Below are 22,489 nucleotides of genomic sequence, written 5' to 3'. Positions count from 1 at the left end.
TTACTCTTTATCAAAGCAATTATTTAAGGCGGTAGCGGCAAACCACTCTCCGCTTTTTTTAATGGTGCGCTGCTGCGTCTCCAAATCGAGCTGAATAAAACCGTAGCGGTTTTTATAGGCATTGCACCACGACCAGTTATCAATAAACGTCCACATATGGTAGCCAAGGCAATTGCAGCCTTCGCTAATACCTTTATGCAGCCACGCTAAATGCTCAGAAATAAATTCGATGCGGTACCGATCGTTTATCTGACCGTTTTCAATAAAGCGCTGCTCGTTTTCGACACCCATCCCGTTTTCAGAAATAAAACAGCGGGGGTTACCGTAATTGTCGCGCAGGTTAACCAGAATATCGTAAATACCCGGCTCGTAGATTTCCCAGCCGCGGTACGGGTTCATCTTACGGCCCGGCATCTCGTAGCTATCAAAGAACCACTCCGGCATAAACGGCGCCTGCGGGTTCACCGCGCTGTCGCGACACTTCACGCGACGCGGCTGATAGTAGTTAACGCCGAGCAGGTCGATTTTCCCTTCCGCAATCAGGAAACCGTCTTCCGGCTTGCAGGCGGGTAGATGATCGTAAGATTTCAGCAATGCCACCAGGTCGGCCGGATACTCCCCGCGCAGCACCGGGTCGAGGAAGCTACGGTTAAACATCAGATCCGCGATATGCGCCGCCTTCACGTCCGCCGGGTTCTGCGAACGCGGGTATGACGGCGTCAGGTTCAGCACGATGCCGATCTCCCCCGCGTAATGCCCGGCGCGGTAAGCCTGAACGGCCTTCGCATGGGCCAGCACCGTGTGATACGCCACGGTCGCCGCCCGACGAAAATCCACCACGTTCGGGTAATGGAAATCGTACAGATAACCGCCTTCCACCGGCACGATCGGCTCGTTGAAGGTAAACCAGTGCAGCACGCGGTCGCCAAACAGCTCGAAGCAGATCTGCGCATAGCGGGCGTAGGCGTCCACTACGTCACGGTTTTCCCAGCCGCCTATCTCCTGCATCGCCATCGGCATGTCGAAATGGAACAGGGTGATAAACGGCGTGATGCCCTGTTCATTCAGCTCATCAATGACCTGATTATAAAAATCGACCGCGTCCGGGTTCACTTCACCGATACCGTCGGGGATCAGGCGCGCCCAGCTAATCGAGGTGCGAAAGCTGTTGTGGTTCAGCTGCTTCAACAGCTGAATGTCCGTTTTCCAGTGCTGATAAAACGTGGAGGTATGCTGCGGTCCCACGCCGTTGTGAAAACGGTTCGGCTCGCGGGAAAACCAGTAGTCCCACGTGGTTTCACCCTCTCGTGTCCCTTCCGTCTGGAGAGCGGAGCTTGCGCTGCCCCACCAGAAGTTATCGGGAAATGCGTATTTCATGACCCTTCCTCTTTGACTTAATTGCTAACTGTTTCAGCGGTGCCGACGGTTGCCTGGGCTTTCTGCTCTTCATTTTTGATGAGCGTACGCTCATAGGCGCGCAGGAATGGCAGGTACATCAGGGCGGACATCACCATGCAGACCAGGCACATCACCACCGGGCTCAGCGCCCAGTTCGCCGCCCACGAGGCGCCAATCGGCGCGGGCGTGGTCCACGGGGTTAACGAAACCACCTGGGCCAGCCAGCCGAGTTTGGTTGCGCCGTACGCCAGGCAGGCATTGACCAGCGGAACAAACACGAACGGGATAAACAGCATCGGGTTCATGATGATCGGCGCGCCGAACAGAATCGGTTCGTTGATGTTAAAGAAGCTTGGCACAACGCCCATTTTGCCGATGGTGCGCAGGTGAGTGGCGCGGCTGCGCAGCAGCAGGAACGCCAGCGGCAGGGTCGAGCCTACGCCGCCAATCAGCAGGTAGTGATCCCAGAAACCTTGCAGATAAACGTGCGGCAGCGCCGCGCCCGCCGCCAGCGCCGCCTGGTTTGCAGAGAGGTTCGCCATCCAGAACGGGTTCATGATGCCGGTGACAATCAGCGACCCGTGGATACCGGCAAACCAGAAGATCTGGCACAGCAGAACGGAGAGCAGAATCGCGGGCAGCGAGTCAGACGCAGACACCAGCGGCTCCAGCAGGTGCATAATCGCCTGCGGGATGATCATCCCGGTCTGCGCTTCAATGAACAGGTTCAGCGGATGTAGGGTACCAATCACCACCATCACCGGGATCAGGATCTCAAACGAACGCGCCACGCCGGTCGGCACCTCTTTCGGCAGGCGGATGGTGACGTTGTTCTGCTTCAGCCACGCGTACACACGGGTGGAGTAGATCGCGGTGATAAGCGCAGTGAAGATGCCCTGACCCGACAGATACTGCGTCGAAATTTTGCCGTCGGCATACGGCGCGGCGACCAGCAGGAAGGCCATAAAGGCCAGCAGACCGGACATCACCGGATCGAGGTTAAACTGACGTCCCAGGCTCGCCCCAATCCCCACCGAGATGAAGAAGGTCATCACGCCCATGCTGAGGTTAAAGGGCAGCATCAGCTGTTCGCGGTAGGTCTCGGAGAAATCCAGCCAGCCGCGGGCGAAGCTGTTGGTGGTATCCGCCGAAAACGGCGGGAAGATAAACACCAGCATAAACGAGCCGATGATCATAAACGGCAGCGCGGCGGTAAAGCCGTCGCGGATGGCAATCACATACTTTTGCTGACCGAGCTTCGCGGCCAGCGGCGTAATTGACTGTTCAATCACCGCGACCATGGATTGATATAACGAACTCATGTGAACACCTTTTAGTGTGCCGCTTCGATGAGCGACAGAGCATAGTCCAGTACTTTATCGCCACGCTGCATGCCGTAATCCATCATGTCGATGGGCTGCACCGGTATGCCTTGCGTCGCTGCCTTGTCTGAGAGCGTCTTTAACATGTATTTCACTTGCGGTCCGAGAAGCACCACCTGATAGTGCGGAAACTGCGTATCAAATTCGGATACGCCATACGCATCTATCTTCACGGGCAAGCCCCGTTCTTTTGCAACATCGATCATTTTGCTGACCAGCAGGCTGGTGGACATCCCGGCAGAGCAGCACAGCATAATCTTGAACATCGACGACCATCCTCAAAATGTAAAAAGTTATTGCGATGATGATTGGACATGATACGGAAACCGGTTTCCATTCATAAAAGACAGAAGTGTGACAACCATCAATATCCACTACTTATGACGCTAATTAACCGGATGTGGGTCACATAATTTGGCTGTTTTGACATCAAATTGAGTGGAAACGGAAAATCGGTTTCCATGGAAAACGGAAACGGATATACTCCGTTCTGGCTATAATGTGAGCCGTAGCGGTGATGGAAATTACAGACGCCAGTTGCGTCTGACAGGGGAGAGAGATGTCTACAATCAACGATGTATCGCGTCTGGCCGGGGTGTCCAAAGCCACGGTATCACGGGTGTTGAGCGGGTCGCGTGGCGTTAAAGAAGCCAGCCGACAGGCTGTTCTGAGAGCGGTGGATGAGCTGAACTATCGTCCCAACGTGATCGCCCAGTCGCTGCTCAGCCAGTCGACGGGCTGCATTGGGGTGATTTGCGCGCAGGAGAACATTAACCAGACCACCGGTTACCTGTACGCGCTGGAAAAACACCTCAGCCAGCATCAAAAACATCTGCTGCTGCGTTTCGCACACACGAAAACAGAAGTGATGAACGCCCTTGAAGAACTCTCCTGCGGCTTATGTGATGACATTCTGGTGATTGGCGCGCGTTTCCCGCTGGACGTGGACATGGACAACGTCATTCTGGTCGACTGTATGGAAGCCGATAACGCCAACAGCATTCAGTTCGATCACGCGTTCGCGGCTGAAACGGCCTGCAACTATCTCACCAGCCAGGGGCGTCGCCAGATAGCACTGATCCACCCGCACGGCAGCGGCTTTGCCGATCAGGTGCTGCTGGGTTACAAACATGCGCTGGAGAAAAACTTCCTGCCCTTTAATCGCAACCTCGTGTTTATGGACGCGACTTCATCGTCCGTTGCGCTTCAGGAATTACTCAACAACGCGTCCACGCTGAACTTCAACGCGCTGCTGGTGGCAGACGAGCAGGAAGCCCAGCGGGTGATCCCGCAGTTACAGGCGTTTAATAAATCGGTACCGGAAGACATCATGGTCTTCAGCCTCGGCGGTTCGCTGCATCTCCCGGGTATTCCGGTGATCCCGGCCATTGAGTATTCCATGGACGCCATGGCGGCGCGCATCGTGAGCTGGCTGACGGCGAAAACGCAGATGCTCGGGTCCTACGTTCTGCGTGGGGATTTGATTATTCCGGATGTGCGGAAGCGTTAAACATGTGATGGAGGCCGGGTAAGGCGCAGCCGCCACCCGGCGCTCAACCCTCAGTAATCTTCCATACAATCCACCTGACTTACTGCATCCCAGTAGGCGTCCAGGTTGTCACGCTTCACGGCGGTGATGGCATTTTTGATCAGCAGTTGATTGGCCTCAGACGACAAAATCATCGCCTGCCAGGCCTTATCGCTCTGCTTTTTCTGCGGGGTACAGGTTTTCTTCACATCTTTCAGGACCTGCTGTTTTATCTGGGCCTCTTTCTCCGGAGCGCTCTTCTCCAGCGCGTGAACAAACGCAGCGAAAATCAGGCAAACGAGCAGGCAAACCAGGTGTGCAGATTTCATTGAGACCTCCGGTAAAGTCACAGGCTTTCCCTGAAATGTATCGTTACATTCAGGCAGGCGATTCCAGCCGAAAGTATGAATTTACTTTTCACCTGGTATGAGAATCGCCCTCTCAGGCCGTTACTGAACCCCTCCACCCAGCGATTGCCACAGCGTGATGCGGTTTTCCAGGTCGGTTTGCTGCAAGGCAATCAGTGATTCCTGTGCTGACCACAGCGATCGCTGCGCGGTGAGCACCGTCAGATAATCGCCCGCGCCAGCCTTGTAACTGCGCGTCGCCACATCCAGCGTTTTTTGCTCCGCCGCCACGTATTCACGCTGGGCATCAAGCTGTTCGCTCAACGTTTCGCGCCGCGCCAGCGCGTCGGCCACGTCCTTAAACGCGCTCTGGATGGTCTTCTCATAGGTGGCGATTAGCCCCTTCTTCTCCGCTTCCGCATAGCGCAGCTGCGCCATATTGTTGCCCCCGCTAAACAGCGGCAGGGTGATGGACGGCGCGAACGACCAGACCTTCATGCCGTGGCTGAACAGGGATGACAGCGAATCGCTGCCGACGCCCGCGCTGGCGGTCAGTGAAATGGTCGGGAAGAAGTTGGCGCGTGCCGCGCCGATGTTGGCGTTAGCGCTCAGCAGGTTATGTTCCGCCTCCTGAATGTCCGGGCGACGCAGCAGCGCGCTGGAGCTTACGCCCGCCGGGATCAGCGTGATGGCGTTATCGCTCAGGCTCTCCAGCGTGCCGGGCAGCAGGTTCTCGGGCACCGTATCGCCCGCCAGCAGGTTAAGGGCGTTTTTGTCCTGCATCACCAGCGTCTGGTAGCTCGCCACGCTGGCGCGCGCCTGCTGGTAAACCGCCATCGCTTCACTGACGTCCGTGGCCGCTGCCACACCTACTTCCTGCTGACGTTTGACGATTTTGAGCGAGTTCGCGGCGCTCTCCAGGGTGGATTTCGCCAGCGCCAGATTGCTGTTATCCGCCGCCAGCGTCACCCAGGCCGTGGTCAGCTCGCTGACCATCGTCAGGCGCGTGTTCTGCGCGGTGAACTCGCTGGCAAGCCAGGTTTCACGCGCGGCGCGCGACAGGCTCTGGTTGCGGCCAAACAGATCCAGTTCGAAGCTGGAGACCGTGCCGTTGGCTTCGTCGCTCGTCGCGACGCCGCTCGCCAGCGTGCGGCTGCGGGTGTGGCTCAGTTCCGCGTCCACCGTCGGGAACAGGGAGGATCGCGTTTCGCCATACTGGGCACGGGCGGCGTCGATATCCGCAATCGCTTTTTGCACGTCGCGGTTGCTGTTGAGCGCCATCGTCACCACGCTTTTCAGCCGCGCATCATTCATCACCTGCTGCCACTGGTTCACCACGGCGCTGGCTTCGCCGTGCGCGCCGGGCAGTGTGGCCGGAACGGGCGCGTCCGGGCGCTGATACGTGGGATCTAATGACACACAGCCTGCGCTCAGCAGTGCTAACGCTAAAACAGTTACACGAAACATTATGACCTCCGGTTTGCGTGCTTACCGGAGAACAGACGTTTCACCAGTACAAAGAATAAAGGAACAAAGAAGATGGCCAGCAGCGTCGCGGCCAGCGTCCCACCGATAATGCCGGTACCGATCGCCACGCGGCTGTTGGCACCTGCCCCGGTTGCCACGGCCAGCGGCGTAACCCCTGCGATAAACGCCAGTGAGGTCATGATGATCGGACGCAGACGCGTCTGGGCGGCCCGCAGGGCGGCGCGCGTCAGTGAGTAGCCTTCGGCCACTTTGGCTTCGGCAAACTCGACAATCAGAATGGCGTTCTTCGACGACAGACCGATGGTGGTCAGCAGCGCCACCTGGAAATAGACATCGTTGCTCAGGCCGCGCAGGGAGGCGGCAATGGCCGCGCCCAGCACCCCAAGCGGGATCACGAGGATCACCGAAATGGGCACCGACCAGCTCTCATACAGTGCCGCCAGGCACAGGAACACCACGAGGATGGAGAGGGCATAAAGGCTCATCGCCTGACCGCTCGCCAGTTTTTCCTGCAACGACAAACCGCTCCACGCCCAGGTGCTGCCGGACGGCAGGTTATTCGCCAACTGCTCCATTTTGCTCATCGCCGTACCGGAGCTGGCGCCGCTGGCGTTCTCGCCCTGAATTTCATACGCCGCCGAGCCGTTGTAGCGCACCAGGCTTTCCGGGCCATACTCCCAGCGGGTAGTGGCGAAGGCGGAGAATGGGGTCATAGTGCTGTCGCTGCCGCGCACATACCATTTGTTGAGATCCGACGGCACCGCACGATAGTCGCTGTCGCCCTGGATGTAGACCTTTTTCACGCGGCCACGGTCAATGAAGTCGTTCACGTAGGTGCCGCCCCAGGCGCTGGACAGGGTGTCGGTGACGTCGCTCAGGGAGAGCCCCAGCGACACGGCTTTGTTGTTATCGATATCCACCTGAAGCTGCGGCATCTGCGGCAGATCGTTGGCGCGCACGGCGTGCAGCGAGCTGTCCTGATTCGCTTCGCCAATCAGCTGGTTACGCAGTTTCAGCAGCGCGTCGCGGTCGGTGCCGCCGCTCGCCATCAGCTCAAAGGTAAAGCCGTTGCTCTGGCCCAGACCGTCCACTGCCGGCGGTGTCATCGCAAAGATGGTGGCATCGCGGATGGCGCTCAGCTCCTGCGTGGCGCGCAGGGCAATGGCCTGCGCGGTGTTTTCCTCGCCTTTACGCTCTGACCAGTTTTTCAGGGAGACGAACGCCATCCCGGCGTTCTGGCCGCTGCCGCTGAAGCTGAAGCCTTCAACGGTAAAGATCACGTCGGTATTGGCTTTCTCTTTGGTGAGGAACCACTCGCGTACCTGGCGGCTTACCTCTGCGGTACGCACCGCGGTTGCGCCGGCAGGGAGGGTGTACTGCACCATGATTTCACCCTGGTCTTCGGTTGGCAGGAAGCTGCCCGGCAGTTTCAGCATGGCGAACCCCATCGCGCCGCAGAGCAGGGCGAAGATCACCAGCATGCCGCCGGAACGGCGCAGGGCGCGCAGAACCTTATTCTGATAGCCGTGCTCGGTCTTACTGTAGAAGCGGTTAAACGCGCCGAAGAAGCCCTTTTTGTGCGGAGCGGTGTGATTCAGGATCGAGCCGCACAGCGCGGGCGTCAGGGTCAGCGCCACCACCACGGAGAGGAACATCGCCGAAATAATGGTGACCGAGAACTGACGGTAAATGACCCCGGTAGAGCCGCCGAAGAAGGCCATCGGCAGGAATACCGCAGAGAGCACCAGCGCAATGGCGATCAGCGCGCCGGAAATTTCGCCCATCGATTTTTCGGTCGCTTCCCGGGCGGGCAGCCCTTCGTCGCGCATAATACGCTCGACGTTTTCCACCACCACGATGGCGTCATCCACCAAAAGTCCTATCGCCAGCACCATGGCAAACAGCGTTAGGGTGTTGATGGAGTAACCGAACAGCGCCAGCACGCCGAAGGTGCCCAGCAGCACCACCGGCACCGCCAGCGCCGGGATCAGCGTCGCGCGGATGTTTTGCAGAAACAGGTACATCACCACCACCACGAGGATAATGGCTTCGAACAGGGTCTGAATCACGTCCTCAACGGAGATCTTGATGAACTCGGTGCTGTCTTTCGGGTAGGCCACGTCGTAGCCTTCCGGCATCGACTTTTTGAACTCGGCGATCTTGTCTTTTACCGCCGTGGCGGTGTTAAGCGCGTTGGCGCCCGGCGAGAGCATCACCGCCATACCCGCCGCCGGGTGGCCGTTCAGCTTCGCGGTGGCGGTGTAGTCTTCGCTGCCCATCTCCACGCGCGCGACGTCGCTGATGCGCACCACCGCACCGTTGGACTCGCTCTTGACGATGATTTTTTTGAACTCATCGACCGTTTGCAGACGCGACTGAGCGCGAACGGTGGCGGTCAGCTGTTGGGCGTTCGACGAGGGCAGCGCGCCGATTTTACCGGCGGAGACCTGCACGTTCTGCGCTTCAATCGCGCTCTGCACGTCGGAGGGCATCAGCGAGTACGACGCCAGCTTAGCCGGGTCGAGCCAGATGCGCATCGCGTATTCTGCACCGAACACCTGCAGGCTGCCGACGCCATCCACGCGCGCCAGCGGATCCTGCATATTACTCACCAGCCAGTCGGCGATATCCGAGCTGCTGGCGGTGTCGGTTTTATCATATACGCCCATGATCAGCAGGAAGTTGCTCTGGGATTTTTCGACGGTGATCCCGGACTGCTGCACCTCGGTCGGCAGGCGCGATTCCGCCTGCTGGACTTTGTTCTGCACCTGTACCTGAGCGGTGTCCGGATCGGTTCCCTGTTCAAACGTGACGTTAATGCTCACCGACCCGTCCGAGCTGCTGGTGGAGGTGAAGTAGAGCAGGTTATCCAGCCCGGTGAGCTGCTGTTCGATCACCTGCGTTACGCTGTTCTCCAGCGTTTGTGCGGAGGCGCCAGTGTAGGTGGCGGAGATTTTGATCGACGGCGGGGCAACGTCCGGGTACTGCGCAACGGGCAGCGTGCGGATCGCCAGTATCCCGGCGAGCATGATGAGAATGGCGATAACCCAGGCAAAGACCGGGCGACGCACGAAGAAACGGGAAAACATCAGGCGTTTCCTCCGTTGGTTTTCATCTCTTCAGCTTTCACTTCCTGCCCGGCGGTGACTTTGTCGGTGCCTTCCACAATCAGCTTATCGCCCGCCTTCAGGCCATTCAGCACCAGCCATTTGTCGCCGTAGGTGTCACCCGTCTCCAGCTGACGCTGTTCGACCTTGTTGCTGGCGTTCACCACCAGCGCGGTGGCGGTGCCTTTGGCGTCGCGAGTGATGCCCTGCTGCGGGGCGAGGATCGCGTCATTCATGATGCCTTCATCCACTCTGGCGCGGACGAACATGCCCGGCAGAAGCTGATGCTGCGGGTTCGGGAAGACGGCGCGCAGGGTGACTGAGCCGGTAGACTCATCCACCGCCACTTCGGTTAACGCCAGATGGCCTTTTTCGCTGTAGCTGCTGCCGTCTTCGAGGATCAACGACACGTTCAGCGTATCGCTGTTGCTGGCGAGGGTTTGCTTGCGTAATCGCAGCAGATCGGCGCTGGAACGGGTTAAATCGACGTACATACTGTCCAGCCCGCGAATAGTGGCCAGCGCGGTATCCTGCTGGGCGGTCACCAGCGCGCCGGGGGTCACAGAGGAGATGCCGATACGTCCGGCAATCGGCGCGGTGACGGTGGTCCAGTTGAGGTTAATGCGGGCACTTTCCAGCGCGGCTTTCTTTGACTCGACGCTGGCCTTGTCCTGCGCGCAGGTGGACTTCGCGTCTTCCGCATCCTGACGTGATACGCCGTCATCCTTAACCAGCTGCGCATAGCGCCGGGCTTTCTGGCAGTCGGCCTGCACCAGCGCCTGCGCCTGTTTCAGTGCGGCGGCAGCTTCATCATAAGCGGCGCGGTAGCTGGAAGGATCGATCTGATACAGCGCCTGCCCGGCCTTGACCGTATCGCCTTCGGTGAAGAGCCGTTTCTTAATAATGCCGCCCACCTGAGGGCGCACTTCGGCGCTCATCGCGGCGGCGGTGCGGCCGGTCAGCTCGCTGACCACGGACACCGGCTGGCTCATGAGTGTGACAATCCCCACTTCCGGAAGAGGACGCTGGGGAGCAGATGTTTGCGCATTATCGCACCCTGTCAGGAGGAGTAATGCTGCGATGGAGGTTGTTATGGTTTTCATAATCTTTTTCCAGGGTGAACGAAGCCTGCCCTGTTAATCGCTTAACAGGGAGGAGGGCTAATTAAAAGCACAGCGATCCCGCATCTCTGGCAGAGCCAGAAATGAAAAAAGGGAAATTACTTATTTCCGCTAATTATTCACATGCGATTACTTCGCAGAGAAAAGCATATTTAAAATATTCTGGTATATGGGCTCTAATTGTTCTGACGGTACTTTTAAAGGCGTGAGTCGACGGTAAATCGTGCCTTCGATCATCACGGCGGTAATCTCCACGCAGCAGCGAATATGCTCATCGCTCAGGTGGGGGAACTGCTTTTTCAGGTGCTCACAGGCGTTGGCGAACATGCGGGCTTCGGCTTCGATCAGCATGTTTGCCACCAGCGGATTGCGCGTGGCCTCTGCGGACATTTCGAGCATTAGCGCGTCATCATCTTCGTTAAGCGTCTGGCGCCAGGCAAGCGCCTGCGGCATCCCTTCAACCAGGGTTTTGCCCTGCATCTCCTCAATACGTGAGTCGATAATGCGCCGGATCATCTCTTCAATGATCGCGTCTTTGTTACTGAAATAGCGATAGATTTGTCCGACGCTGAGCCTGGCTTCGCTGGCGATCTGCGACATGCTGGCAGCGTGAAATCCACTGGCGCGAAAGCAGCGGCGCGCGGCGGTGATGATTTCGTCCTGCCGTAGTTTTTGTCGTTCTTCCAGCTTTGTGCTCATCGTCGGCTACCGTAAAAAGTGAGAATGATCGTTCTCATTATACGTTTTCGGAGCCTATTGGAAAGGTTTTTTTTATTTACATATTGAATGAATATTTCCTTGTTTAAACAATGGAGGAAATAAGGAGTTTTTATGAAGGTTAAGCTGTGAGATATTCAGATTGCGCTGAAAATAAGGAGAGATTTATGCACCTGAGCATTACAGATAAAGTCACGGCTGAAGAAAAAGAAGAATTATTAACGGGGCTAAGAGCCTATAACGCGCAGTATTTAGATCTGGCGACGTTTAGTGGCGATATTGGCGTATATGTGCGGGACGACAGCGGCGTCATGCTGGGCGGGTTAATCGGCGTACGTAAAGGCGACTGGCTGAATATCGACTTTCTGTGGGTCAGCGACAGGGTGCGGGGAACGGGCGTCGGCAGCCAGCTGATCAAAACGGCTGAAGAGGAGGCCCGTCGCAAAGGGTGCCGTCACGCGCTGGTGGATACGGTCAGCTTCCAGGCGCGTCCGTTCTATGAAAAACAGGGTTATCAGGTGCAGATGTCCTTACAGGATTACCCTTATCAGGGAATGCAGAGACACTATCTGACCAGGGATCTTTAACCGCCGATCCCGTTGCCGATCACGGCTAACACGTGGCGCACAACGATCTCCGGCGAGAGGGCATTAAGCCTCTCGTCATTGCGCATGCGAGAGAACGGCACCAGCACCAGGCTCAGCAGCGTCGTGAACAGCAGTTCGGGGGCCAGCGCCGGATTCAGCTTTCCTTCCTGCTGCCAGCCTTTGATGGTTGCCAGCGTGGTGTGATATTTCTCATCGCCAAAGCGCTCCTGCAAATGCGTACGCAGTACTGGCATCTCGCCGATCACCTCCTGCATCCACAGCGGGGCAAACCAGCGATACTTTTCCGCCAGTTCGGCCAGCACCCTGACCATTTCCGTCAGGGCATCCACCGGCGAATCCCGGTTGTCGGCGAAAATTGCCCCGATCCGCTCACGTAACGGCAGGAAGCGCTCCTCAATCATCGCATCCAGCAACTGTTCTCTGGAGTTGAAGTAGTAGTGCAGCATGGCGGGCGTCACGCCGGCTTCGCGGGCAATAGCGTTCAACGACGTATTGGCGATCCCCTGGCGGGAGAAGAGGTTCAGGGCGATGTCCAGCAGCTGTTCGCGGCTGGCGGTAACGCGCTTGCCGCCGCGCGGACGTCCGGGGCGGCGGGGTTCAGAATTGTCTTTTAGTGCTGGCACGGTCACGCTGTCTCTTGATCTTATCCATAACTTACCTGAATATTAATTATTCGATTAATTAATTTCAAGCGATCTCTTATGGAGTCTGACGTAATGACTCAACCTGCGAAAAAGGCGCCGTCGATTAAGCTGCTGTTCAGCGCACTCCTGCTGGTGATGCTGCTCTCGGCGCTGGATCAGACCATTGTCTCCACCGCGCTGCCGACCATCGTCGGCGAGCTGGGCGGGCTGGATAAGCTCTCCTGGGTGGTGACAGCCTATATCCTCAGTTCGACCATCGTGGTGCCGCTGTATGGCAAATTCGGCGATCTGTTTGGCCGTAAAATCGTCCTGCAAATCGCAATAGTGCTTTTCCTGGTGGGCTCTGCGCTGTGTGGCCTGGCGCAGAACATGACCCAGCTGGTGCTGATGCGCGCCCTGCAAGGGCTGGGGGGCGGCGGCCTGATGGTGATCAGCATGGCCGCCGTGGCGGACGTGATCCCGCCTGCCGATCGGGGTCGCTATCAGGGGCTGTTTGGCGGCGTGTTTGGCCTGGCGACGGTGATAGGCCCGCTGATCGGCGGGTTTATCGTTCAGCATGCATCCTGGCGCTGGATTTTCTACATCAACCTGCCGCTGGGGCTGTTTGCGCTGCTGGTGATTGGCGCGGTATTCCACGGCAGCGCGCGGCGCAGCAAGCATGAGATTGATTACCTGGGGGCGATTTACCTCAGCATGGCGCTGCTGTGCATCATTCTGTTTACCACCGAGGGCGGTACGATCCGCCAATGGAACGACCCGCAGCTGTGGTGCATTCTGGCCTTCGGCCTGACGGGGATCGCCGGGTTTATTTACGAAGAGCGGCTGGCGTGGGAGCCGATTATCCCGCTGTCGCTCTTCCGCGACCGCAGCTTCCTGCTCTGTAGCCTGATTGGCTTTATCATCGGCATGTCCCTGTTTGGCTCGGTAACGTTCCTGCCGCTCTATTTACAGGTGGTGAAAGACGCCACGCCAACGCAGGCCGGCTTGCAGCTGATCCCCCTGATGGGCGGGCTGTTGCTCACCTCCATCATCAGCGGGCGCATCATCAGCCGCACCGGGAAATACCGTCTGTTCCCGATCCTCGGCACGCTGCTCGGCGTGGTGGGGATGGCGTTACTGACGCGCATTTCAATCACCTCCCCAACCTGGCAGCTGTACCTGTTTACCGGCGTGCTGGGCATGGGGCTGGGACTGGTGATGCAGGTGCTGGTGCTGGCGGTGCAGAACAGCGTGTCAGCCGATCAATACGGCGTAGCGACCTCTGGGGTGACGCTGTTCCGTTCCATTGGCGGGGCGATTGGCGTTGCGCTGTTTGGCGCGGTGTTCACCCATATTCTGCAATCAGGGCTGATCGACAGGCTGCCGGAAGGGGCGGAACTGCCGCGCGAACTTAATCCCGTTGCCATTCACCATCTGCCTGATGCCCTGCGTCTGGACTATCTGGATGCGTTCGGCTCGGCTATCCATGCGGTGTTTATGCTGGCGGCGGGGATTATGGTGCTGGCGTTTGTGCTGTCGTGGTTTTTGCGCGAAGCGCCGCTGCGTCGGCAGGCGTGAGGTTAGCGGTTCTGCTTGCGCCTGGACTACCGTAGCCTGATGCCCATCGCCCGGTGGCGCTACGCTTACCGGGCCTACACTTCGCCCGTTACGTAGGCCGGGTAAGCGCAGCGCCACCCGGCAACAGGCCGCATATAACTTAACCGTCTTACTGATTCCTTTTCGTTTTTTAGCCTGCCGTCTCGTTGTCGATATAGTCTTCAAAACCACTGTCGAAAGGAACTGTCTCGTGAAATTTCAGTTGAGTGCTCTGGTGCTCGCGGCCCTGCTGCTGGCAGGTTGCGATCAAGGCGGCAATGATGCCAAACACATTAAAGTCGGCGTGATTAATGGCGCTGAGCAGGACGTGGCGGAAGTCGCCAAAAAGGTGGCAAAGGAGAAATACGGTCTGGATGTTGAGCTGGTGGGCTTTAGCGGCTCGCTGCTACCCAACGATGCCACCAACCAGGGCGAACTGGACGCCAACGTCTTCCAGCATCGCCCATTCCTTGCACAAGATAACAAGGCGCACAATTACACGCTGGTCGCCGTGGCCAATACCTTCGTCTTCCCGATGGCGGGTTACTCCAGAAAGATTAAATCGGTGTCTGAGCTGAAGGATGGCGCAACCATTGCGATTCCAAACGATCCCACCAACCTCGGCCGCGCGCTGTTGCTGCTGCAAAAAGAGAAGCTGATTACCCTTAAACCAGATGTTGGCCTGCTGCCGACGGCGCTGGATATTACCGCGAATCCCAAAAACTTACAGATTATGGAGCTGGAAGGGGCGCAGCTGCCGCGCGTGCTGGACGATCCGAAAGTGGATGTGGCCATCATCAGTACCACCTATCTTCAGCAAACGGGGCTGTCTCCGGTACATGACAGCGTCTTTATTGAGGACAAAAACTCGCCTTACGTGAATATAGTGGTCACGCGAGAAGACAACAAAGACGCCGAAAACGTGAAGGAATTTATCCAGTCCTATCAGTCGCCGGAAGTGGCGAAAGCGGCAGAGACCATTTTTAACGGCGGTGCGGTGCCGGGCTGGTAGGCCACGGTAAGCTGGCCCTCACAGCGTTACGCGGGCATCGGTGCGGCTTTCGGGCCACAGAAAACCCTGGCCAGACTGTGCGCCAGACGTGCGGGCGCGCGCCAGATCCCGCGAATTCTCGATGCCTTCGATAAGAATTGATTGCGCGATACCTGCCCTGACCTCCTGCACAAACGGGGCAAGCGGCGCTCGCTCGCGCAGCGCTGAGCGGTCAATTTTTACCCCATCCAGTGGCAGCGCAAGCCGCGCGAACGCCTCAGCCAACTCCCGGGTTAAATCGTCCAGCCAGATTTGCCATCCCGCCTCTTTTAACCGAACAAGCGTGGCATGAAGACGATGTTGCTCAGCCTTACTCAGCCGTGTGATGGTGAGAGGATCCTGAATTTCAATCGTTAACCGCTGCTGATGGCGTAACGCCAGCAACAACCGGATAGCGCGTTCGTCGAGAAGGTGCTCTGCCAGAAGGTTTAGCCAGTAAGCGTCCCGGACGGGTATCTGTAACAGGGTGTTGGCCTGCCAGAAGAAGATTTGCAGCGCGCTGCGCGAAGGCAGAGAAGCAAACAATATCTCCAGATTGACGTTATGGATCTCCACGAGAACTTCATGCGCGAACATCTGGCCCGAATGAAGATCGACAAGCGGCTGGAATCGCAGCCCTGAGATACGTTGCAACAGGGGAGAGGGAAGAACGGTATACATGGAACAGCCTTCAGGAAATGAAAAAAAGGTTCCCGCGGACACGGGAACAAAAGGCAAACGACACACGGTCAAATTCTTAATTCAGGATCCAGCGAATGCTCTGGTAAAACGAGGGGCCACGCACGGCCTTAAGCTTGTTCATGGCGTTGTTTTTATAAAAGTAAACCAGCCTGACGTTACACCCCAGCTGACGGGCGATTTGCTTGGTTTTGAGATTACAGGAATAGCCGCGCAATACGCTGGCCTCCTCGCTGGACAGCCTCGCCGGGGTGCGTAAGCGGGTAGTCATGCCTACGTTGTAACGACCAGACTCTTGCGGCGTCTGGCTCATCAGTATTTGCCACAGCGCTTTGATATCCCCCAGGGAGACTCTTTTGCTGATTACCCCATCAACATGTTTGAATTTCAAATAGCCAGCGGATAACGAATAGATATAGATCTTCGCCGTCACTTGTTTCTGTTTAATACAGAGAATGTCGTCATTCGTCGTCACCCGGAAATGACGCGTATTCAACGGATCATAAATGATGATATCAAAGAGTTGTTCACTCATAGCAAGTTCTTCGATATGGGTAAACCCATGGAAAATAACGTCGTGTTTTTCATCAGGCTCACGCTTTCCGAGCGATTGCAGGCCAATCATCGTGAATTCGCAGCTGTCAACAACGGCAACGTGAATTGTTTTTTTATTTTGCATTGGCATTCTCCTTTCGCTGAGTAAACAGTCCATATAAGAGAAAATGGCGGTTCGCACTCTCTTATTAAAAGAATGGCGAGCACTTTTTAAATAACGCGATGCGATGGCATCAATGTAAGCCAATACAAACCGTCGAGTAAAGCCGATGCCAATTATTAGAGGAAGATAAAATTGAAAAATGGTTTTAATGGTATATGCAATTGTTTTAATCTTCTAATAATATTCATGCCAGATTTTTATTCTGTGAATGGGCGGTTAATAAGCATCAGAAGGTCGATTGATGGGGTTTATCCACCGTTTTTTCAGTGGTTTACTGCTATTCCTGAAAGAAAAATTGTGATCGCGGCAGGGTTATCGACAAGGCTTTATCTGCAAGAGGAAACGGCGTGCAGAATAAAATAGAATTTTTTCTATAAATTTAATGTCCTTGTTCAGATTTTTAAGCCTGAGAAGGATAAAATCCTGGCGCGAAGAGGTTGTGAGTGGTGAGTACATAAACTATTATCATTTTCCTCCGGTCACGAGAATTTAGAAAAGACATGAATAATACTGAACGTATCGTAAGGGTAATGGTGTTTTACAAAATAAATATATTTAAAGAGATAATATTCCGGGCGCTCCATGATCTTTTACCCGATTACGTACTGAACATTACTCAGGTCGATTCCACTGAACAGGCGCTGGCGGCGGTCGCGGATAATAACGTGGATGTTTTCTTCACTGAATTTAATTATCTGCTTAATCATAAAGAGTGGAGTGCGGAGGTCAGCAGCCGTTTTACATCTTTATGTAAAACCCATCACGTCAGGCGTGTTCTGTTGGTGCCCGAGCTGCCTTACGGGCTGTTAAAAAAAGTTCTGGAGATGAAATTTGAATTAACCATCAGTCAGCAGGATGAATTGACTGAACTGAAAAAGGAATTACCCGCGTTGCTCATGGCGGACGGGCAAACACCGTCGATCTCTTCGTGGCTCAGGCGGGTAATGCGGTCCGGTTCCCGGGCGCGCTCCATCCTCTCGGCCAGAGAGTGGGAGGTGCTCCATCTTATCGTGGAAGGATTTTCAACGACGGAGATTGCCCGTCATCGAAACCGTTCGGTCAGTACCATTGCGACGCAGAAGCACAATGCGATGAAAAAGCTGAATCTTTCCAACCACAGCGAACTGATTAAGTATGTGCAAGCGGTTGGAAAGATGGAGAAATAGCTCACATCAGGGATAGATAATATTCAGCGTAGCCGATGTATTGATCTTACCCTGGCTCACCTGGGCGGGCGCCCACACGTAATAGTACGCCGCCATCGGAAGGGTGAAATGTTCGTCCAGCGCCGCGCCAGCCGCCACGCTGAAAATCATCGTGGCGTTGCCACGGCTGGTGGTTGAGGTAGAGAAGGTCACCGGCGTTTGCGGGGCGTCACGTTTTATCAGGCGTAGCCCCACGCCCTGCGCCGCGCTACTGCTGCTGTCGATCAGCACTGAGCTGTCGGTTGAGAGCAGCTGCGTGCTGGACAGAAACATCTCAATTGCCCGATCGGAATTGCCGTTAACCCCGACGTTCTGACAGCTCATGTTCAGTGAAAAAGGCGTCAGCCCCGGCTGTGAGGATGCACTGAGCTGGGGAATGCCGAGCGTCGGCAGCGCTACGGTCAGCCCCGCATTATCAAAGGAACAGGTAGTCAGTTTTGGCGCGTATTTGATGATCATCGGCTGACCAAACATATCGCGGTTGTCGTAAGGCCACTTGAACCCGCTGAATAACCACTGCGCTATCTTGATGACCTGATTGATTGGCCAGGTGATGATTTCCCAGAAGGATAGCCCACTCATGTCGCTGACGAACAGAACGTCGCTCATGTTCGCCGTATCCCCCGTCAGGGTAGTGCCGCTCTGGTTAACGAGGGTGAAGCGAACCGTAAACGGTGTGTTCAGCTCAGACGCCGTATGGCTACCGCTGGCAGTCAGGGTTTTATTGGCCGGGGGATTGGTGATCTCCGCCCGCACCATATACTTGTTATTGCTGAACCCGAGGATGGTCGCGTATTTGCTGTCGGTCGAGAGGATCGGCGTGTAAGAAAATTCACTGTTACCTGTCGTACAGTTGAATGAGCCGCTGTACTGGGTGCTGAAGCTGCCGGTCCATGTGGGCGTGGCCGGGCTCAGCTTATCCGATAAATCAATGGTAATCGGTGTGCCATAAACGATGCTGCTGCCGGAGCAGGTGGCATAGCTCATCCCACTAATACTGGAGAGGAGCAGGAATATGAATGATCGTAACATTTTGATAATCCGTAATTAATGGCAAACCGATGAGGGGCTGTTCAACCCCCAGGCTGGGGCGGAGATTTCGCACTTCCCGCCCCGGAGATGCACGTTGAGCGCGCGTGGCGGCTGTTCAGCGCGGATATACAGTACGCTGGCCTGGCCGACATACCCGACAGATTCACCGTGTTCATCAAGCACTTCGGTACCAAAGGGCAGCGGTTTGCCGTCGGCACGCGTCGCATGAAGTACCCATGACTGGCGTTTGTCTGTTTCGAAGCGGATGTAGCTCACCGCCCCGTCGTAAGGGGCCACGTTAGCCATGTTGCCGATCACCTCCGCGCCAGCGCTGTTTTCCGTTTGCGATAACGTAATGGCGTTTTTGCGATACGGGGTGGCGTAAGGCACCAGCGCCACGCCATCGCGGTTCGTCATAATGCTTTCATCGCCGTTCACCATCAGTCCCTCCGCTTTTGGCGCATCGACGATAGTCATGGTTGTGCCGGTTTCGTTTGAGGCGAGAACGTGCCACGGGTAGGCCACCAGGCTTCCCCGTCCGCTGAGCCCGGTCTGGCGGTAGTCGGAGGATTCGCTGTAAGAGCCACCGAGTGTCGCGAAGTTCGAACGGTACGCGGCGTTAACGCTTGCCGCATTTTTACCCCCCCGCGCATTACTGCCGGAGAGGGTGTAGCTCAGGCGGTTCGACGCCAGCGCGTTCCCGCTCATGCTGATATTGCTCTGCTCGTAATGCGAATCGCTGGCCGTCAGGCTGGAGGTGATCCAGGCATTATTATCAAACAGCGAGAACGGCAGGCTGAGGGAGAGGTAAAGGCGCGTCTCTTCTTCACTGTCCCTGTTCCGTACCCGGCTGGCCGACAGGGTATAGCTGGCGCGGCCGATGGCGTTGGAATAGCCCATCTGGTATTCGCGCGTGGTTTGCTGTGAGTTCCAGTAATCGCGCTGTGTGCCGGAGACAAATACCGTGCCCCAGTTATTGAGCAGGCGCTGATTAAGGTTAAGCGTAAAGGTATTCTTGGGCTGCGCCGCGCGCAGGGCATCCCAGGTGCTTAGCGACATGTCGGGCGCAACGCCAAATCGATCTTCATAGTCGTCGTACTGCGCTCTCAGGCGCTGATACCCTTCGCGCGAATAGAGCGCGTCGCTGAAGCTGTAATAGCCTTTAGTGGAATAGCGATAGGCCGCCAGGGTGAAGTTGGTGGCGGTGGTATCGATAAATTTGCTGTACGACACGCGATAACTCTGACCGCTGCTGGTGCGATCCTGGAGGGTGGTTTTGGCGTGGGTGACATCAAACGAGACCGCGCCAAACGGAAGGTTCCACCCGGTACCGACAAGCCCGGCCTGGTAGTTATCGCTAATAATCGTCCCGGTATACCCGGTGATGAGGTTATTAAACCCGTAGCGCAGCGTGGCCTGCATGAATGCGGGTTCGGCATCGAGCGTGTTCTGGTGCACTTTACCCGCCACCACGCTGTACTGACTCACCCCTTCTTTTAGCATCCCGGGCACGGCGGAAAACGGCACCGTGAAGGACTGCTGTGAACCGTCCGCTTCACGCACCACCACCAGCAAATCGCCCGCAGAGCCGGTAGGCTGAATGCTGTCGAGGGTAAACTGGCCCGGCGGTACGTTCTCCTGATAGATCACGTTGCCATTCTGGATAACTTTCACCAGGGCGTTCGTCCGTGCCACGCCGTGAACCACCGGTGAAAAACCCTGCTGTGAATTTGGGCGCATCTTCATGTCCGACGCCAGCGACACGCCGCGCACGCGCAGGGAATCAAACAGATCGCCAGGAATATAAAAGTCACCCAGCGTCAGGTTGGATTTCAGCGAGGCCAGGGGACGGCGCAGGTAGCGGGTATTATTCTGCCAGCTACTCTCTCCGCTGGCCGTTTTCCGCCAGGCGCTGCTGTCGCGAAACTGCCAGCCGAACAGGTTGGCGCCGGAATCCAGCCCGGCATAAAAATCATCATTTGTGTCTTTCGCAGCGCCTTTTGCACGGGTGTTATACCAGGTCGTGTTCCACGAGAGCATCAGCGCCGGGATCCCCTCGTCCCAAAACTGGGGGGCAATGTAACCTTCTTCAGTACGCAGCACGGCCGCCTGCGGAACGGTAAGCGCCAGACTCAGGGTGCTGGTATCGGTTTTGACTTCACCGCCCTGAACCAGATCGCGCAGCTGCACCTGCCCGTGCGCAATGGCGGGCGCAGGCACGGACGTGGTGTTGATGCCAAGCGACCGGGCATCTTTCCAGGCAAGGCGGATGTCGTCACGCTGCTCGCCGTAGATGACGGTATAACGTCCCTTCCAGCTGCCGTTTACGTAGATATCCATCTCCTGACTGCCGGCAGGCATGGCGTTGTTTTCGGAAAAGCGAGACAGATCGGACTCACCGGATGCGCCAGCAAGCAGGGAGGGATCAAACGAGACGGCCCCTGATTTATGCGAAAGCAGAAGCGTGCAGACTGCCAGCAGACAGAGTCTGTTTTGTTTCATTTTCATGGTGAGTCTTTCCGATCACTGACTGGTGAAAGTCCGGGTTTTATACGCGCCAAGATCGTCCACATACATCAGCTGGAAGGTCTGTCCGCGATTAACCGTATTTTTTGCGGCGACCGTCAGCTGCCCAAATGGGGAAACCATCGGGGACTCCTGGAGCAATTTCGTTTTACCCAGCGAAATATTGGCGACCGTAATATGGAACGGACTGTTATTTGTAATGCGAAAGCGATCGCCTTCGGCGGCGAGCGTCAGTTTCGCCACCGCGTCATCCAGCGTGCCTTTCAGCGCAGCGGGCCGGTAAAAAAGTTTGATACGGGATTTAATCGCCAGCTGAACGGTATTCTGATTTTGCAGATTTTCAGGTCTGGGCGGAATGTCGAGGACATTCAGGAAAAAGACGGATTCGCGATCCGCAGGCAAGCTGGACGGCAGCTTTTTAATACGAAGCTGTTGGCCATTATGTTCGTTAACTTTTATCACCGGCGGCGACAGCAGAAACGGCACATTGGCTGTTTCCGGCGTGGAATTAATATCACCGTCATCTATCCAGGATTGCACCAGAGCGGGCGCATCGCCCGTATTCATTAACTGGACGATCACCTCTTTGTTATTTTCAGGATAAAGGACACGGGTTCCATTAATGACAATATTGGCCCATGAGTGACCGGTGCTTAGCAGTAAGCCTGCCAGCAAAATTGTCTTGCGCATGATTGCAACCTTAAATACAGGCTCTGCGAAAACAGAGCCTGTATAATCATTATTACAGGTAGGAAATGGTATACGTTACGTTGGAGCTTAACTCGCCCACGGTGGCGGCAGCGGCGTTCGTTTTATAGTAATAAACATCCAGCGTCAGCGTCTCGGAATCTGGCGCGGTCGCTGTACCCATAATATCCGTAGTGTAAGGCTGGTTCAGGGTAATTGGCGTAGACGAACCTGGCTCCACTAACGCAAAACCGACATTACGTGCCACACTGGCATCGCTTTCGTTCACGCTGTTATTCAGCAGGTATTTACCGTCAGTGGAAATATTATCCGCGCTGGAGAAATACACTTTCAGCGGGGTACCGGTTGTTCCGGCTGCTGGTGAACAACCTGAGAACGTCAGCGCAATAGATTTTTTATTCTTAGTGATCAGGCCAACCGTGGTGCCTGCATCTTTTACCGAAATAGGGGAAAGCGCAACGGTAAAGTCCGCGCTTTTACCGCCGTTAATGGTACAGGTTGTATCGGTAATAGCGCCGGTAAAGTTAATGATACCACCCGCCGAATTGTCTGCGGCAACTGCGCTGGTAGAAGCAATAGCGGCGGCCAGCAGTGATACGGTCATGATCGATTTGAACATGATAAACTCCATGAAGATTTGTGTTATTTAAAATGAA

The 22,489-nt window shown here is 56.0% G+C and carries 20 protein-coding genes; 5 read left to right on the top strand and 15 right to left on the bottom strand.

Annotated features, from left to right (window positions below):
* Genes AC4OVS_RS21840 through AC4OVS_RS21830 form a run of 3 tightly spaced genes read right to left on the bottom strand, consistent with a single transcriptional unit; the run spans position 1 to position 3,046 of the window.
* Entirely contained in the window at positions 1 to 1,377 is a 1,377-nt protein-coding gene (locus tag AC4OVS_RS21840; protein WP_491922713.1) for a glycoside hydrolase family 1 protein, read from the bottom strand.
* A gap of 17 nt (positions 1,378 to 1,394) precedes the next feature.
* Entirely contained in the window at positions 1,395 to 2,720 is a 1,326-nt protein-coding gene (locus tag AC4OVS_RS21835) for a PTS sugar transporter subunit IIC (protein ID WP_022646565.1), read from the bottom strand.
* Positions 2,721 to 2,731: 11 nt separating this feature from the next.
* On the bottom strand, positions 2,732 to 3,046 hold the full coding sequence (locus tag AC4OVS_RS21830) for a PTS sugar transporter subunit IIB (protein WP_003861034.1): 315 nt from the start codon (positions 3,044 to 3,046) through the stop codon (positions 2,732 to 2,734).
* Between the two features lie 293 nt (positions 3,047 to 3,339).
* Here AC4OVS_RS21830 and AC4OVS_RS21825 point away from each other — a divergent pair, with 293 nt between their 5' ends.
* Positions 3,340 to 4,290, top strand: coding sequence for a LacI family DNA-binding transcriptional regulator (locus AC4OVS_RS21825; RefSeq protein ID WP_022646566.1), 951 nt, complete (start codon positions 3,340 to 3,342; stop codon positions 4,288 to 4,290).
* A 50-nt stretch (positions 4,291 to 4,340) separates the two neighbouring features.
* On the opposite strand, the gene AC4OVS_RS21820 is transcribed toward AC4OVS_RS21825, so the two are convergent.
* From AC4OVS_RS21820 to AC4OVS_RS21800, 5 genes are all read right to left on the bottom strand, one after another.
* Entirely contained in the window at positions 4,341 to 4,637 is a 297-nt protein-coding gene (locus AC4OVS_RS21820; protein ID WP_022646567.1) for a YicS family protein, read from the bottom strand.
* Between the two features lie 120 nt (positions 4,638 to 4,757).
* Positions 4,758 to 6,122: an efflux transporter outer membrane subunit gene (locus tag AC4OVS_RS21815; protein ID WP_023298975.1), complete on the bottom strand. Its 1,365-nt coding sequence runs from the start codon at positions 6,120 to 6,122 to the stop codon at positions 4,758 to 4,760.
* Entirely contained in the window at positions 6,122 to 9,232 is a 3,111-nt protein-coding gene (locus tag AC4OVS_RS21810) for an efflux RND transporter permease subunit (protein ID WP_367075526.1), read from the bottom strand. Before AC4OVS_RS21810 ends, AC4OVS_RS21815 begins: the two co-directional genes overlap by 1 nt.
* Positions 9,232 to 10,353 carry an efflux RND transporter periplasmic adaptor subunit gene (locus AC4OVS_RS21805; RefSeq protein ID WP_421767847.1) on the bottom strand — a complete coding sequence of 374 codons (1,122 nt, stop codon included), beginning with the start codon at positions 10,351 to 10,353 and terminating at the stop codon, positions 9,232 to 9,234. The genes AC4OVS_RS21810 and AC4OVS_RS21805 overlap by 1 nt, the downstream gene beginning before the upstream one ends.
* Before the next feature lie 147 nt (positions 10,354 to 10,500).
* Complete coding sequence (locus AC4OVS_RS21800; RefSeq protein WP_022646570.1) at positions 10,501 to 11,070, bottom strand: TetR/AcrR family transcriptional regulator; 570 nt, start codon at positions 11,068 to 11,070, stop codon at positions 10,501 to 10,503.
* 185 nt (positions 11,071 to 11,255) lie between these two features.
* Between AC4OVS_RS21800 and AC4OVS_RS21795 the strand changes: the two genes are divergently transcribed.
* Positions 11,256 to 11,675: a GNAT family N-acetyltransferase gene (locus tag AC4OVS_RS21795; protein WP_058677106.1), complete on the top strand. Its 420-nt coding sequence runs from the start codon at positions 11,256 to 11,258 to the stop codon at positions 11,673 to 11,675.
* On the opposite strand, the gene AC4OVS_RS21790 is transcribed toward AC4OVS_RS21795, so the two are convergent.
* On the bottom strand, positions 11,672 to 12,319 hold the full coding sequence (locus AC4OVS_RS21790) for a TetR/AcrR family transcriptional regulator (protein WP_032622106.1): 648 nt from the start codon (positions 12,317 to 12,319) through the stop codon (positions 11,672 to 11,674). The two genes, AC4OVS_RS21795 and AC4OVS_RS21790, sit on opposite strands and share 4 nt — an antisense overlap.
* A 78-nt stretch (positions 12,320 to 12,397) precedes the next feature.
* On the opposite strand from AC4OVS_RS21790, the gene AC4OVS_RS21785 reads away from it, so the two are divergent.
* Positions 12,398 to 13,897 carry an MDR family MFS transporter gene (locus tag AC4OVS_RS21785; protein WP_032626657.1) on the top strand — a complete coding sequence of 500 codons (1,500 nt, stop codon included), beginning with the start codon at positions 12,398 to 12,400 and terminating at the stop codon, positions 13,895 to 13,897.
* 229 nt (positions 13,898 to 14,126) lie between these two features.
* Positions 14,127 to 14,927: a lipoprotein NlpA gene (nlpA, locus tag AC4OVS_RS21780; protein ID WP_048966522.1), complete on the top strand. Its 801-nt coding sequence runs from the start codon at positions 14,127 to 14,129 to the stop codon at positions 14,925 to 14,927.
* 18 nt (positions 14,928 to 14,945) lie between these two features.
* Here the strand turns inward: nlpA and AC4OVS_RS21775 are convergent, their stop codons facing one another.
* Positions 14,946 to 15,626 carry an EAL domain-containing protein gene (locus tag AC4OVS_RS21775; protein WP_491922712.1) on the bottom strand — a complete coding sequence of 227 codons (681 nt, stop codon included), beginning with the start codon at positions 15,624 to 15,626 and terminating at the stop codon, positions 14,946 to 14,948.
* Positions 15,627 to 15,702: 76 nt separating this feature from the next.
* A complete protein-coding gene (locus AC4OVS_RS21770; protein WP_015570093.1) occupies positions 15,703 to 16,323 on the bottom strand; it encodes a LuxR C-terminal-related transcriptional regulator in 621 nt (206 codons plus the stop codon).
* Between the two features lie 569 nt (positions 16,324 to 16,892).
* On the opposite strand from AC4OVS_RS21770, the gene AC4OVS_RS21765 reads away from it, so the two are divergent.
* Positions 16,893 to 17,528, top strand: coding sequence for a LuxR C-terminal-related transcriptional regulator (locus AC4OVS_RS21765; protein WP_032622107.1), 636 nt, complete (start codon positions 16,893 to 16,895; stop codon positions 17,526 to 17,528).
* A gap of 6 nt (positions 17,529 to 17,534) precedes the next feature.
* Here the strand turns inward: AC4OVS_RS21765 and AC4OVS_RS21760 are convergent, their stop codons facing one another.
* The 4 genes from AC4OVS_RS21760 to AC4OVS_RS21745 are packed head-to-tail and all read right to left on the bottom strand — an operon-like array spanning position 17,535 to position 22,452.
* Positions 17,535 to 18,599, bottom strand: a complete 1,065-nt coding sequence (locus tag AC4OVS_RS21760; RefSeq protein ID WP_022646577.1) for a fimbrial protein — start codon at positions 18,597 to 18,599, stop codon at positions 17,535 to 17,537.
* Between the two features lie 15 nt (positions 18,600 to 18,614).
* On the bottom strand, positions 18,615 to 21,107 hold the full coding sequence (locus tag AC4OVS_RS21755) for a fimbria/pilus outer membrane usher protein (RefSeq protein ID WP_058677111.1): 2,493 nt from the start codon (positions 21,105 to 21,107) through the stop codon (positions 18,615 to 18,617).
* Between the two features lie 15 nt (positions 21,108 to 21,122).
* A complete protein-coding gene (locus tag AC4OVS_RS21750; RefSeq protein ID WP_232934673.1) occupies positions 21,123 to 21,815 on the bottom strand; it encodes a fimbrial biogenesis chaperone in 693 nt (230 codons plus the stop codon).
* A 52-nt stretch (positions 21,816 to 21,867) separates the two neighbouring features.
* The gene (locus AC4OVS_RS21745; RefSeq protein WP_022646579.1) at positions 21,868 to 22,452 is read right to left on the bottom strand and encodes a fimbrial protein; all 585 of its coding nucleotides are present in this window, start codon (positions 22,450 to 22,452) and stop codon (positions 21,868 to 21,870) included.
* Positions 22,453 to 22,489: the final 37 nt, after the last annotated feature.

Source organism: Enterobacter sp. 4974935, from assembly GCF_058661735.1.
This window is presented reverse-complemented; position numbering and strand designations above follow the sequence as displayed.